Here is a 13,903-nt window from a genome sequence, read left to right on the forward strand (position 1 = left end):
GGAATGAAAACGACGCTCGTTTGCCTGGCTGCCGCATGGATTCTAGGGATCACGGCGGCGGCCGCGCAACTGCCCGCCCCGTCGGAATTGCAGCAGGCGATCCCTCTTGGCACCGGCCCCGTGCCCGGTGGCAACGGATCGGAAATCTGGTTCGGCAAGTCCGGCAACATGAGCGTTCGCAATACCAGCGAAGCCGCCTTACTGCCCGTCCTCCCCGACCCGGCAAAAGCGACCGGCACCGCCATGGTCATTGCGCCGGGCGGGGGCTTCATGACGCTTTCCTGGGATCATGAGGGGATGGAGGTCGCTCGCCTGCTGGCCGATCAGGGCATCGCCGCCTTCGTGCTCAAATACCGGCTGGATCCGACCCCGCGCGACTGGCCAACGTTCGGAAAGATGATGCAGGGCAGAATGACCAACTGGGTCGGCAAGCCCGGTGAAGGTCTGCGCATCGTCACGCCCCCTTATGCGATCGCCGATGGGATCGCTGCGCTGAAGCTCGTCCGCGCGCGTGCGGCGCAATGGCATGTCGATCCGACCAAGGTCGGCATGATCGGCTTTTCTGCCGGAGCGCGAACGACGATCCGTGTGACCATCGACGCGCCGCTCGCCGACCGTCCCGCCTTCTCCGTCATGCTCTATCCGCCGATGGAAAAGGTGGACGTACCGGCCGACGCGCCACCCGCCTTCGTGGCGATGGCGACCGACGATCCGCTGTCAGGACGCGCGGGCTATGCGCTCATCGAAAGCTGGATCGCTGCTCGCCGCCCAATCGAGTTCCACGCCTATCAACGTGGCGGTCATGGTTTCGGCCTGGGTGACAAGGGCACGGCCACACAAGGTTGGACGGAAGCGTTGTTCCGCTGGATCGACCTCAACGGCTTCGGGGCAAAAGAAGCCCCGAAGCGCTGAGTTGGATGCCCCGTCCTAGCGCACCGGCACCTTCAACTTGGTGGTGGCGCGGGTCAGCGGATAGCGCTTGCCATTCCACAAGAAATCCCCCGGCAACCCTGTCGGCCGGGTGATCTCGGCATTTAAGGTGCTTCCCAAAATTCGGTAGCGGACGCTGACTGGCCCCTGAGGCGTGGCAGCGGTTGCGGACAGGCTCTTGAGCGATCCCAGCGCGGGCTCAACCTTCAACCGCGCATAGCCCGGCGCATCAGGCCCAATCCCGGCCACGATACCCAGCAGGTCGGCGCTCGGGTGCGCACTCCATGCATGGCTGTCCGATCGTGTCGATTGGCCCTTGCCCCCCTGCCCCGCGTCGTCTCGCTCTTCCGGCCAGGTCGTATAGTGCATCGCCAGCAGATCACGCCACGTCTTGAGCATGTCGAGATAACGGTCGCTCTTGCCCGCATGGACCAGCGCCTGCGCCAGATACCAGGAGAAATAATAGCTGACGCTCGTGATCCCTTCCGGTGCGTCTATGCCTTTGCCCGGCACCATTATCCGATCAATGATCGCCCCGGCCTCGTCGCGGCTCGCAACATCATAAAGGACAGCCAGCGCATTCATATGCTGGCTGAATCGGTCGCCGTCAGGATTATCCGCATAAAGACCGCGCGCCGGAACCCAGCACCGGTTGCGGATCGCCGCCTTCACCGTCTCGGCACGCGCGGCATAACGCTGCGCCTGCCTGGCGTCGCCAAAGGCTGCCTCGATCGCCGCTCCCTGCTGGAGAGCGCCGAGCCAGCTAACGCTCATCAGGCAGCTTTCGTCCGTCTTACCATAGGAAGGAAAGATGGTCCGGTCGGTGGCGGACTGGCCGACCCAGTCGATGAAGTTCCATTGCGGATTTTTACCCAACAGGCCGCTGGGGCGCCGGTAAGTCTCGAACCAGTCCAGAACCCGGCGCATGCGCCGGATGTTGCGGACGATGGGCGCGGGGTCAGGCTGGCGCAATCGCCAGTCATCCAGCATGCCGACCCACATCAGCGCGAAGGGCGCGATCACATTATTGCCACGCGTCGGCCAGGCGCCTTCCATAAGCCCGCCATCGACATCGGATGCAGCGAAGGCATCGATCGCCTGCTCGGCCAGACGAGGGTCCCCCGATACGGCATAGGAAATCAGCATCTGAAGGCGCGTGTCGCCCGCATATTGCAACTGTTCCCAATAGGCCGTGTCCATATAGGTTTCATGCGCATCGACCCGCGCCGTGCGCCATCCTATATCGAAAATCCGTGCAAGTTCAGGATCATCGCTTTCGAACTTGCCGACCTGTTGGAACGGATAGCCAGTCTCGTACGCGCGCAGCCCCTCCAGCACCAACGGCTGATCCTTGGTCTCGACCGTGATCTCGGCATAGCGCCATGTCCGCCACCATAGCGGGGCAAAACTGCGCTTCTCTCCATCAGCGATAAAGCTGTCCCATATGCCGATCGGCTTGCGATCCTCGATCAGGTTGCGGTCGCCCTTGCGGCCCTGCGCATCGTATAGCGCCTCGGTCCACAGCAGCTTGATCGCCGCCCCCTTCCCGCCGGACACGTCCAACTGAGGATAGGCCGACACCATCGCATCGCGCTGAATGAGCAAAGTCGCCTTGCTGTTGGCCGGAATCGTCACCGCCCGCGCAGGAAAAGCCATGGCGGCAGGCAGGTCAGTCCGCACCACCTTGCCCGCTGCCACAGACATATAGGATTGTTGGGGCAGCCGGTCGGCCACCAGCGTCCGCTTCGCCGCATCGGGAGCGGGAACAGCGTCCTGCCAGCCCTCGCCCTTTTCCTGTGGCCCGGCGGCATCGAAATCAGCCTTCGCCGCATCGATCTTCTCAGGGTTGCCCGCGACATAATACCATCGCTTCACCTGCCCCCAGCCATTGGCGAAGCCACGACCCTGGTCCCGCTTCACCCGCCACCCCCGCCGGTCAGTCGAAAGCTCCGCTGCCTCGCCTTCGCCGATCAGGCGAAACCCGGTCGCGACGCTCTGCTGGAACAGCGGCGCAGTGTTGGTGAACAGCGAATTGCCCTGAGCCGCCGAAACCTGCGCAGGCGTGGCATTGGCGGGCAGCTTCAGCGGCTGCACCCCGTTCCACACCGTCGCCGCGATGACGTTGACGCCTCGCTTCATATAGGGCGCAAGGTCGATGCTCTCCTCGCGCCAATGGGCGATGTCGCCCGTCGAAGGCCCTGCGGCCACTCGCACACCATTTACAAATAATATGAAACGGTTATCTGCCGTAACTCGCATCTTATAAGAGCGCGGTTTGCCCGGCAGGTCGAGCGTGCGACGGAAATGCAGGACGATCGGGCGCACCGCTGGCCCCGCCTCCGCATGACTGATCCAGCCCTCAGCGCCACCCGTCTGAGCGATAGCGGCGGGCGCAGCGCCCAACATCAGCGAAGCAGCCAGCAATGCGCCCATCCTCATCATTTCTTCTCCGGCGAAAGGGCGCGGGCCAACGCTGCATCGAGCGCGGCATTGAATTGCTGGGATATGGCCGCGCGCGGCACGATCAGCTGGAACCCATGGAAAGCGCCCGGTATCACCAGCAATTCGGTAGGGACATCCGCATCGATCAGGCGGCGGGCAAACTCCACATCCTCGTTCACGAACAGGTCGATGGACCCGACTCCGATAAAGGTCGGCGGAAGCCCCTTGAGGTTCTTCACCCGCGCAGGCACCGCACCTTCAGGCTGAGTGGCAGCGCCAGGCCGCCGCCCAAGCAGTGCCTGCCAGCCCTTCCGGTTCCACTCCGCCGTCCAGATCCGCTGGCCGATATGCGGCGGCACCGGACGCGAAGAACCCGTCCGATCGTCCAGCATAGGGTAGATAAGCGCCTGAAACGCGACCGGCACCTCGCCCCTGTCACGCGCCGCAATCGTCAGCATGGCAGCCAAGCCGCCACCCGCGCTTTCACCCATGACGACAATCCGCCCCGGATCGACGCCCAGCGCGGCGGCATTGCCGTGCAGCCATTTCAAACCCGCATAGGCATCTTCCAGAGGCCCGGGAAAACGCGTCTCCGGCGCCAACCGATATTGCACCGACACGATCACGCAGTTCAGCCGCTCGGCCAGGCTCTTGAGCGCGGGCAGATTGTCTCGCGCATCGCCGCCGATGAAACCGCCGCCATGAACAAAGAAGATGGCGCCGCGCGGCGCCCCCTGCTCGGCACCAGCGTTCACGACATAGACCGGCACCGACGGATGCCCGCGCGATCCGGGTGCCTGACGCTCCTCGACCCCTGCGGGCAGTGGGCCGAGCTTGGCAGGCTTGTATATCGCCCCGCTCCGCTGTGCCTGCATGATGCCGCGCGCGACCGGCCGCAACTCCGGATTGACCGACCTCAATCCTGCTTCCGGAGAAGGTACGACCGGCGCCGCTGCAATCAGCAGGCAGGATGCGATCGCGGCTGCGAAACGCCGCCCTCTCACCGTTGCGCCTCCAGTTTCGCTGGCCCCACCCATCCGGCCGGAACCGGCTTCAGCTTTTTGTAGATCTTGTCCTTGGGGTCGATCATCGCATTCTGGGGTACGTTGGCGACAGCAACGCTGATGTCATTCTTGCCCGCGCGAACAAGCTTCGTCACATCGACGCGGAACGGTGCGCTGAACAGCGTGGGCAAGCTTTGTCCGTTGACCGTCACCGTGGCAACATCATGCACTTCGCCCAGATCCAGCATCACGCTTGTTCCCTTGGTCAACCAGCCCGCATCGACATTGATCGCGCGCCTGTAGGTTCCCGTCCCTGCAAAGCGCGCCAGTTCAGGCACCTGCTGCCAGTCCTTCAGACTGATAGAGGCGAAATCCTGGCTATAGGGCTTGCGCTGGACATGACCGATCGCCTGAAGCCGCCACCCATCCATGGGCAGCGTCATGCTGGCCATGCTAGCGGATGCAGGAACGGTCACAGCCTGCGTCTGCGGATCAAGCATCAGCAGCGTGCTTTCGCCCGCCGCGAGGCTGATCGGCACGTCCGTCCCCTGCCCAGCGACGCGCGCCGACACAGGCGCAACCGTGCCGTCCATCGCATTCCACCGCGTCACGCCGCCCACTTCGGGCAGCGTCAGCGTCACCTGCCGTGCGGCCTCTCCTCTGTTGTACACAAAGGTCGCGATACGGCCCTCGATCTTCCGCTGAACGAAATAAAGATCGGCAGCATCGCCGGAAAAGCGCAGATTGGCCGGAATCGCCGCTGCCCGCAGAGCATCGGTCATGCCAGCGGCGGGAACGATCTTCGCTCCGGATTTCAGCGCGGCGGTCACTGCCTTCTTCACCCTCGCATCGCGCTGGCGAGCCTGGGCCAGCCCTTCATCCCGGCTCGGCGCCCGATCGGTGAAGAACACCGGCAGTCCCGCCTTCGCAAAACGCGCGATCGCCTCGGCTGTTTCTGCCTGAATGCCATCGATCGGCGGCAACACCAGCACCGGGTAGCGCTGGCCACCCTGCGAAACGAGCTGTTTCCCTTCGATCCGGGCATGAGCGATCGAATCCGGGTTGATCCGGTCAAAATCATATCCACCCGCCAGGAACGCCTTTTCCGCTGCCTGTTTGCCCGCGCCGTCATCCTCGATGCCGACATAATAGCCGTAGCGGCCATAGAAATAGGCGACCGGAACCACCGCCTCACCTGCTTGCATGACGGCCTGCAAGCGGCCGATATAGCCCGCCAAAGGCTTCATCGCGGGCCAGATCGGATTGGTCTCGTTCAACATGCTGGAAAAGCCCCCGGCAAAGGGGCTTGGCTGGAAAGCGTGCCAGCCGGGCCAATCGTCCGCATGGAAGCGGTAATTATAACCATGCAGGATCATGGAGTTGACGCCACCCGCCATGAAGGCATCGACCCGCCGCCGCATTTCGTCGGGCGTCACATCATAGGGGCGATTCCCCCATGCCAGGCTTTCCGCCGATACGATTGGACGCCCATAGAGATGCGCACCCGACCGGGCCATCCGCATGAAAAAAGGATCGCCTGAACCGGGCAGATCTTCGGTCTCCGGTATATCGACCAGACCATATCCCCGGATCGTATCGAAAGCGCCGCCATGCGCCTGGAACTTGGCCTTCAGGCCATGCGCATGGTTCCACGCGACGAAGGGTTGGATGAACCCCTCGATCATCATGTCTGAAACCGTGCGGCGATAGTCGGCGCGAACCCGTTCCGCCACATCGCTGTTCGCCGTGTCGAAATAGGGCGGCGACCAATGCTCGCTCCACGCCTGCATCCAACCGGGCTGGACAACGAAGGGCAGATAGGGCGTCAGGTCATATCCGCGCCGCTTCCTGAACTGTTGCAGCAATTCAGGTCCCCACTGAATATCCTGCATCAATTCCAGACTGTCCACGAATGTCGATCGGATTCCGACCGGGTCATTCCCCAACGGATCACCGACGCGCGCCGCATGCGTAGCAAAGGCTTGCGGGTTCATATGATCCAGTATCAGCTGCGGCCCCTGCCCGGCCGCGCCCAGCACACCGACGTCGGACGCATATTGGCGGAACACGAAGATTTGCCAATCGCCGGGCGGTGGGGTCCAGTCGAGCGTGCCATCATCACGCAACTTGCTGGTCAGGAGCACGCTACTTGCCGGGTCCAGCGTGCCTGCCGTCACCACATCCCGCCACGGCGTCAATGTCATGCCCATCGCGCCGGGCGCGGAAGGCTGAAGCACGGGCGCATTGCCTTTGACCGCAACGACCGCGACGGTGCGCGCCCGAGCCTCCATCCGCTTGCCCCAGTCGGCGACCTTCGGGTCCTTGACGCGCGCATCGAACATACTGAGCGCGCCCAGCCGCTTGGTGCGCTTGGGGATATTGAGCTTGATCGGACCAGCCTCCCCGCCCTTGACCTGGGTGCTGGCCATGGCGAGTTCGGTGAACGCCAGTTCCGGCGTGATGGCAAAGCCGCCGCCGGACGGCCAGGACGAACCCAGCGTATAGTCCAGCGTCAGGCCCAACGCCTTCGCCGCCTCCCCCGCAGCGCGGACATGGGCGAAGAAGGACGGCTCGGCATATTGGTCGACACGCGCTTTCTCGTCCGGCGTAAGCGTCACGAAATTGGGCGTGAAAGACTGAATCTCCGCACCGGCAAATCCGGTGTCCGCCATCAGCTTCAGCTCACGCTGCAATTCCTGATCCGTCACCGCATCGCCCGGCCACCACCAACGCAGCCGGGGCCGAGCATCGACGGGCGGACTCTGGAAATGATCGTCCAGCGGACCTGCAAAAGCCGGAGCCTCGACAAGTGCAAGCATAGCTGTTGCCGCCAGCAGGCAGTTCTTCATCAAACGCTTCGCTGTCATGGCTCAGGGCCTCCGGATCATACGGTTCAGCCGCGCCGTGCCGGTCAGCACCGGATCAGCGGCGGATGTGCCCACCTCTACCTTGACGTCACCCGCCGGCACCACCCAACGCTGCGCCTTTGCATCGAAGTCCGCGAGCACGCGCATGTCCGCCGTAACCGTGACTTCCTTGCTTTCGCCGGGCTTGAGATTGGGCTTCGTCCACCCGATCAACCGCTTGGCTTTGCCCGGCCGGGTGACGTAGACCTGCGGCACGTCCGCACCCTCCCGCTGGCCGCTATTTACCACGGTGAAGCGGACAGACAGCGCCTTCCCGCCCGTGACCTTCAGCCCTTCATAGCGGAACTGGGTGTAGCTAAGACCGTAGCCGAAGGGGTAAAGCGGCTTCAGCCCCTTCTTGTCGAACCAGCGATAACCGGCGTCCGATCCTTCCGGATAGACGATGTCGAACGGCTTCAAACCCGCCTGAAGACCATAGACGGCGCGCGTTTCCTTATCTGCTGGCGGCGCGTCGGAGCCGGGAAGCACTGGATTGGGCAACTGATCGACGGAGGCCGGAAAAGTGACGGGCAGGTGACCGGACGGGTTGACCTTTCCGGTCAAAACCCGCGCAATGGCAGCGCCGCCACGCTGGCCACCATACCATGCCGACAGGATGGCCGGGACCTTGGCCTGCCAGGGCATCAGGACGGGGTTGCCGGTTTCCAGTACGACGACGGTCTTTCCGTTCACGCTCGCCACGGCGTCGATCAGGTCGTCCTGCCCCTCGCCCAGCGACAGGTCCTTGTGGTCGGCCGCCTCGGTCGCGTATTTCTCCGCGAAAAGGACAACGATGTCGGCAGACTTCGCTGCCTGGACAGCGGCTGGCACATCCTTGCCGTCCAGATAGCTGACAGTCGCATTCGGAAACTCTGCGCGCAGCGCATCGAGCGGCGCCGTGCCGCCATAGCCGCGACGGGCAAAGCCAGCAGCGGGGCCGCTTTCCGCGCCCTTGGAAACGCGCTTCAGCCCGCCGACGGGATTGACCTGGCTCGACCCGCCGCCGCTCGGCACGCCAACATCGGCATTGCCTCCGACCACCAGGATCGTCTTCGCCGAAGCGGCCAGCGGCAGGATGCCACCCTCATTGCGGAGCAGGACGATGCCCTGCTCCGCCGCACGCTGCGCGATGTCGCCGTTGGCGTCATAGTCTATCGGCTGGCCCGGCTGTAGCGGCTTGTCGGCAACGCCATGGGCATAGATGGCGTAGAGCACGCGTCCGGCCGCCTTGTCGACCGCCGACTGCGGCACCTTCCCCGCCTTGACCGCTTCCACCATCAGGTCGGAAAAATAGCGCTTGCCGTCGATCTGCTCGCCTGATTGCTGATCAAGGCCTGCGATGATGGCTTCGGTCGAATGCACTGCGCCCCAGTCCGACATCACATAGCCCTTGAAGCCCCAATCGCGCCGCAGCACGTCGTTCAGCAGGAAAGGATTCTCGCAGGCGTATTTTCCATCGACGCGGTTATAGCCGCACATCACGGACCCCGGCTTGCCGCGTTCCATGCCGATCTGGAAAGCCAGCAGATCGCTCTCGCGCATCGCCTGCTCATCCATGTTCACCGATGCGATGTTGCGACCGGTTTCCTGATTGTTGAGCGCGAAATGCTTGATCGTGCCGATGATGTCATTGGACTGCACACCGCTGATCTGACTTCCGACCAGTTCGCCCGCCAGCAGCGGATCTTCGCCCAGATATTCGAAATTGCGGCCAGCGCGCGGGTCGCGCACCAGATTGACGCCGCCCACCAGCATCACGTTGAAACCCTTGGCCCGCGCCTCTGCACCAATCATTGCACCGCCCGCATGGGCGATTTCCGGGTCCCATGTGGACGCAAGCGAAAGCCCTGAGGGCAATGCCGTCGCCACATCGCCCTTGCGCATTTCCATCAGGTTGGACACGCCAAGGCTTGCGTCGCTTTCCACCAGCGTAGGAACGCCGAGATGCTCTACGCCTTCGATATATCCCGCGCTGACGGGTACTCCCTGCGGCCGCTTCGACGCAGGGACGAGGCCAGTCATGGGTCCGTGGATGAGCCGGATCTTCTCTTCACCCGTCATTTTCGACAGGGTCTCAGCCGCCCTGCGCTCAGGTGACTTCTGGGTATCGCGGGCATATCCCGCGACCGGCGTCAACATCGTCCCGGCGGCGGCAAGCAACAGGATGGATGAGGAATTCTTCATGATGTGCAGCCTCTCCGCTGGGGGGACATTTTCCGATTGTCGGCAGTTTACATTCTTACGTTCCAGGAGCGCACACGTCAATATTCGATCGGTGTCGTTCGATTTATTTCAGAAGGCCATTGCTTCCGCCCATGGCTTGAGTCAGAGATGCGGTCATGCCAGCCACGAAGACCGAGAAAGCATTCACCCCAAAACGCGGCCGACCCGACGCGAAACAGGTCGCCGCGATCGATCGTGCTATCCTGGCCACCGCCACCCGGATGTTCCTGGAACTGGGTTATGACGGCGTGGCGATGGAAAATATCGCTGCGGCCACCGGCGTTTCCAAAGGCACGCTGTACGCCCGCTATCCCTCGAAGGAAGCGTTGTTCACGACCGTCATCCATGATCGCGTCAAGCAATGGTCGCTTATGTCGGCAAGCCAGGATCATCTGCTGACCGATGACATTGCCGAACGCCTCCACCATCACGCGCAAGTGATCGCGCGATCGCTGCTTCAGCAGGAAGTGCACGCGTTCCAGGTCCTGACGCTCGCCAATCGTGAACGCTTCCCCGAACTCGCCCGCGCCATGTATGAAGCAGGCTATCTCTACATCGTGCGCCTTATCAGCGACGACATCAGCCAGGCTGCCGCGCGCGACGGCATTCCTGCCCGCGATCCGTCCGCGATCGCTCGACAGCTTGTAGCCGCCATCACCGGCTGGGAATTGCAGGAAAGCAGCGCGGGTCCGATCGTCGAAGCCGAACTGTTGGGCGCCGCCCGGAAAACCGTCGATCTTTTGATGGCCGCCCGCAAAAGCTGGTGACTTGAATTTAGCACGATATCGTGCGATATAGAAAATATTACAAACGGAGGATCCTGTTCCATGCGATTTTTGATTCTTGCTGCCGCTGCCCTGTCGCTCGCCACTCCGGCGCTGGCGGAAACTGCTGCTACCGCCAAGTACACCTCGGCCGACACCGAACTGGGCGTCCTGCTCGACAACCCCGCTGCCAAGGCGATTATCGAGAAGTACATTCCCGGCATGACCAGCAATGATCAGGTGGACATGGCCCGCGCCATGACGCTGAAGTCAATTCAGCAATATGCGCCTGATGATGTCACCGACGCCCGTCTGGCGGCGATCGACGCCGATCTGGCCAAGCTGCCCTAACGACAAAAAGCTCAGGCTTTATTGAGGGAAAAGGGGCGCGCAAGCGCCCTTTTTCTGTTGGGCACCCCTACCGCCTCATAAAAGAAAGGGCCGGTTTGTGGCCGGCCCAGGTAGGTGTAGGAGAGTGCCTGAAAGGCGCATCTAATTGAACATGCATGTTCGATAAGTCAAGCGACCGGCGAGCGCCTGTCAACACTCCCATCATATGGGAAACGGATCGTCATCTCCCGGTTGACGCGGCGTCACCAGACGCGCCGCCCTTGGCGTGATCCACCTTTCGATGCTTTCGACGATCTCATAGATCACCGGCACGAAGATCAGCGACAACGCCGTTGAGGTGATGAGGCCGCCGATCACCGCCAGCGCCATCGGCTGACGAAATTCCGCGCCTTCGCCAATGCCCAACGCGGTCGGCAGCATGCCCGCCGCCATCGCCACCGTCGTCATGACGATCGGCCGCGCCCGTTCACGGCATGCGTTGCGCAGCGCCTCCGTCATCGGCGTGCCCGCCCGCTCCTCTTCGATCGCGAATTCCACCAGCAGGATCGAATTCTTCGCGCATAGACCAAGCAGCATCAGCAGGCCGATCATCGCGGGCAGATCCAGCGTCTTGCCGAACAGCGTCAGCGCGGCAAAGGCACCCAGCAGCGACAGCGGAAGCGCGGCCAGAATGACCACCGGTTTGAAGAAGCCCTTGAACAACAGCACCAGCACCGAAAAGGTCAGCCCGATACCCCCCACGATCGCCAGCATGAAGCCGCCAAACAGCTCGGACATCGCTTCTGAATCGCCCGTCTTCGCTTCCTGGACCCCGTTGGGCAGGTTACGCATGACCGGCAATGCGTTCACTTCCTGCAAAGCCTGACCCAATGTCCGCCCGGCGATCAGATCCGCCTCCACCGACACGCGCCGCTCCCGGTCATAACGCACGATCTTGCCCGGTCCCGCCTTGAACCGAATATCCGCGACCGCCGACAAGGGCGTCGTCTGCCCATCGATGGTCGGCACGCGAAGGTTCGCGATCGTCTCCAGATCCTGACGCGATCCTTCTGGCAGGCGGACGCGGATCGGCACGCGCTCGTCGCCATCCGAATATTTCGCCACGCTGGCGTCGATGTCGCCGATAGTCGCGATGCGCAGCACCTGGGCCAGCGTCCGGCTATCGACGTTGAGGCGCGAGGCTTCCTCCGGCCGGGGCGTCACGATCAACTCCGGGCCTGCGGGCGGCGGCGCCGGGCGGGGGTCGGAAATCGACCGCACGTTGCGCATCTGCCGCAACAGTTCGATTTGCGTCCGTTCCAGCGCCTGCCCGTCCTCCCCGGCCAGCACGATGTTGACGCCAGCCGAACCGAACGTGCCCTGATTGGACAGGCGCACGTCTGGAATATCCCGCAATTTCGGCCTTATGATCTGGCGGAACTCATCCGTCGTGACGTCGCGATCATGTTTCAATACCACGGTCAGCGTGCCCGTGCGCATGTCGTCGCCCGCGCTGAAGCCGCCGGACGTTGATCCTACCTGGGCAAAGACCCGTTCCACTGCGGGCTCTGCCGAAAGCATGCGGGTGGCGTCGTTCACTGCCCGCGCCATGTCGTCACGCGTCGCGCCGGGCGGACCCTGCACCGCGATATAGAGATAGCCCGGATTGCCGACCGGCTGAAATCCCACCGGGGTAAGGCTCGCCAGCAGGAGCGACAGAAGGAAAATCCCGCCACCGATCGCCATCGTCATCCATCGGTGGGCCAAGGCCCAATCCAATATGCGGCCGTAAATCGGATTCACCGGCCGCTTTTCCCGATGCACCCGATCCTTGAGCGGCACGAGAAAATAGGCCGCCATCAGCGGCGTCAGCAAACGCGCCACGACCAGCGAGAAGAGCACGGCGACGGCCACGGTCAAACCGAACTCGCGGAAAAATTGTCCCGCCTGCCCTGGGATCAGTGACACGGGCGCGAACACGGCAATGATCGTCGCAGTCGTTGCGATCACGGCCAGACCGATGGCATCCGCGCCGATCAGCGCGGCGCGATACGGTGTTTCGCCGGTCTCGATACGCTTCTCGATATTCTCGACCTCCACGATCGCGTCATCGACCAGGATGCCGATCACCAATGTCAGCGCCAGCAGCGTGATGCTGTTGAGGCTGAACCCCATGGCTGACATCAGGACGAAAGTGGGGATCAGGGATAGCGGCATGGCCACCGCCGCGATGATCGTCGCACGCCAGTTGCGCAGGAACAGATAGACGACGATTACCGCCAGAAAGATGCCCTCGATCAACACATGCTGGGTCGATGCAAAGGTCCGCCGCGTCGAATCCACCGTGGACACCAGCTTGGTGAAGGTGACGCCCGGATGCTCGGCCTGAAGCTGGGCTATCGCCTTGACCGCCCGGTCCTCGACACTGATGTCGCTCGCTTCGCGCGTCTTGCTGATCTGGATCGCGGTCACGGGCCTGCCGTCCAACCGCGCAAAACCCCGCTGTTCGGCCGCGCCATCGCCAATCTCGGCAATGTCGCCCAAGCGGACATAACGCCCCTGAACCGGGATCGCCAGATCACGCAACCTGTCGATGGTGATGGATGACCCAAGGACACGGATCGTCTGTTCGACCGCGCCCACATCGGCACGGCCACCCGGATCGTCGCTATGAAACGCGGCGAGCGCGTTGTTCACCTGCGGCGCTGTCACGCCCAGTGCCGCCATGCGCTGCGCATCCAGCACGACGTTGATTTCCCGATCCGCACCGCCGATGCGGTGAACCTGCGCCACGCCTTGCTGGGCCTGCAATGCGCGCGTGACCACCTTGTCGACGAAGCGCGACAATTCCGTGTTGCCCATCGCGGGCGCGCTGACCGCGTAGGTCAGAATGGGTGCGGCATCGATGTCCAGACGCTGCACCAGCGGCGGGTCGATCCCCGGCGGCAAATCGATGCGCGCGCGCTCCACGGCGGTACGGACATCGTCCGTCGCCTTCTGCATGTCGCTGTGCAGTTCGAACTCGACCGTCGTCGTGGACGATCCCAGCACGGCCGTCGAACTGATATGCTTGACCCCGGCCACGCTGCTCAGCGCATTTTCGATCGGCCGGGTGATCTGGTTTTCGACTTCGCTGGGCGCCGCCCCATTTTGCGTCACCGTCACGCTGACGACAGGGAAATTGACGTTGGGGAACTGCTTTATGGGCAGGCCGATATACGCCACGATCCCCGCGATCGTCAGCAGGATGAACAGCGAAACAACCGGAATCGGATTGCGGATGGCCCAGGCGGAAATGCGCATG

Annotated in this window: 8 protein-coding genes; 3 read left to right on the forward strand and 5 right to left on the reverse strand. The window is 63.0% G+C overall.

All coding sequences use genetic code 11. The features are described from left to right. Positions 1–3: 3 nt before the first annotated feature. Complete coding sequence (locus ACZ5U1_RS17055; protein WP_464780324.1) at positions 4–912, forward strand: alpha/beta hydrolase; 909 nt, start codon at positions 4–6, stop codon at positions 910–912. 15 nt (positions 913–927) lie between these two features. Here the strand turns inward: ACZ5U1_RS17055 and ACZ5U1_RS17060 are convergent, their stop codons facing one another. From ACZ5U1_RS17060 to ACZ5U1_RS17075, 4 genes are read right to left on the reverse strand one after another with little or no spacing between them, the layout of a single operon-like run. Further along, positions 928–3,372: an alpha-L-rhamnosidase-related protein gene (locus ACZ5U1_RS17060; protein ID WP_464780325.1), complete on the reverse strand. Its 2,445-nt coding sequence runs from the start codon at positions 3,370–3,372 to the stop codon at positions 928–930. Beyond that, positions 3,369–4,376, reverse strand: coding sequence for an alpha/beta hydrolase (locus tag ACZ5U1_RS17065; protein WP_464780326.1), 1,008 nt, complete (start codon positions 4,374–4,376; stop codon positions 3,369–3,371). The genes ACZ5U1_RS17060 and ACZ5U1_RS17065 overlap by 4 nt, the downstream gene beginning before the upstream one ends. Beyond that, positions 4,373–7,243, reverse strand: coding sequence for a glycosyl hydrolase (locus ACZ5U1_RS17070; protein ID WP_464780327.1), 2,871 nt, complete (start codon positions 7,241–7,243; stop codon positions 4,373–4,375). The genes ACZ5U1_RS17065 and ACZ5U1_RS17070 overlap by 4 nt, the downstream gene beginning before the upstream one ends. A gap of 3 nt (positions 7,244–7,246) precedes the next feature. Next, positions 7,247–9,466, reverse strand: a complete 2,220-nt coding sequence (locus ACZ5U1_RS17075; protein WP_464780328.1) for a glycoside hydrolase family 3 C-terminal domain-containing protein — start codon at positions 9,464–9,466, stop codon at positions 7,247–7,249. Positions 9,467–9,621: 155 nt separating this feature from the next. On the opposite strand from ACZ5U1_RS17075, the gene ACZ5U1_RS17080 reads away from it, so the two are divergent. Both ACZ5U1_RS17080 and ACZ5U1_RS17085 read left to right on the forward strand, forming a co-directional pair. Next, positions 9,622–10,272, forward strand: coding sequence for a TetR/AcrR family transcriptional regulator (locus ACZ5U1_RS17080; RefSeq protein WP_464780329.1), 651 nt, complete (start codon positions 9,622–9,624; stop codon positions 10,270–10,272). Positions 10,273–10,332: 60 nt separating this feature from the next. Then, the gene (locus ACZ5U1_RS17085) at positions 10,333–10,620 is read left to right on the forward strand and encodes a hypothetical protein (protein ID WP_464780330.1); all 288 of its coding nucleotides are present in this window, start codon (positions 10,333–10,335) and stop codon (positions 10,618–10,620) included. Between the two features lie 201 nt (positions 10,621–10,821). Here the strand turns inward: ACZ5U1_RS17085 and ACZ5U1_RS17090 are convergent, their stop codons facing one another. Then, positions 10,822–13,902, reverse strand: a complete 3,081-nt coding sequence (locus ACZ5U1_RS17090) for an efflux RND transporter permease subunit (protein ID WP_464780331.1) — start codon at positions 13,900–13,902, stop codon at positions 10,822–10,824. Position 13,903: the final 1 nt, after the last annotated feature.

It is taken from the genome of Sphingobium sp. TomTYG72, from assembly GCF_055394715.1.

Excerpts from the sequence above, each read along its gene's own strand:
- ACZ5U1_RS17055 (WP_464780324.1), top strand. The coding sequence starts at position 4 with ATGAAAACGACGCTCGTTTGCCTGGCTGCCGCATGGATTCTAGGGATC.
- ACZ5U1_RS17060 (WP_464780325.1), bottom strand. The coding sequence starts at position 3,372 with ATGATGAGGATGGGCGCATTGCTGGCTGCTTCGCTGATGTTGGGCGCT.
- ACZ5U1_RS17070 (WP_464780327.1), bottom strand. The coding sequence starts at position 7,243 with ATGACAGCGAAGCGTTTGATGAAGAACTGCCTGCTGGCGGCAACAGCT.
- ACZ5U1_RS17075 (WP_464780328.1), bottom strand. The coding sequence starts at position 9,466 with ATGAAGAATTCCTCATCCATCCTGTTGCTTGCCGCCGCCGGGACGATG.
- ACZ5U1_RS17080 (WP_464780329.1), top strand. The coding sequence starts at position 9,622 with ATGCCAGCCACGAAGACCGAGAAAGCATTCACCCCAAAACGCGGCCGA.
- ACZ5U1_RS17085 (WP_464780330.1), top strand. The coding sequence starts at position 10,333 with ATGCGATTTTTGATTCTTGCTGCCGCTGCCCTGTCGCTCGCCACTCCG.
- ACZ5U1_RS17090 (WP_464780331.1), bottom strand. The coding sequence starts at position 13,902 with ATGCGCATTTCCGCCTGGGCCATCCGCAATCCGATTCCGGTTGTTTCG.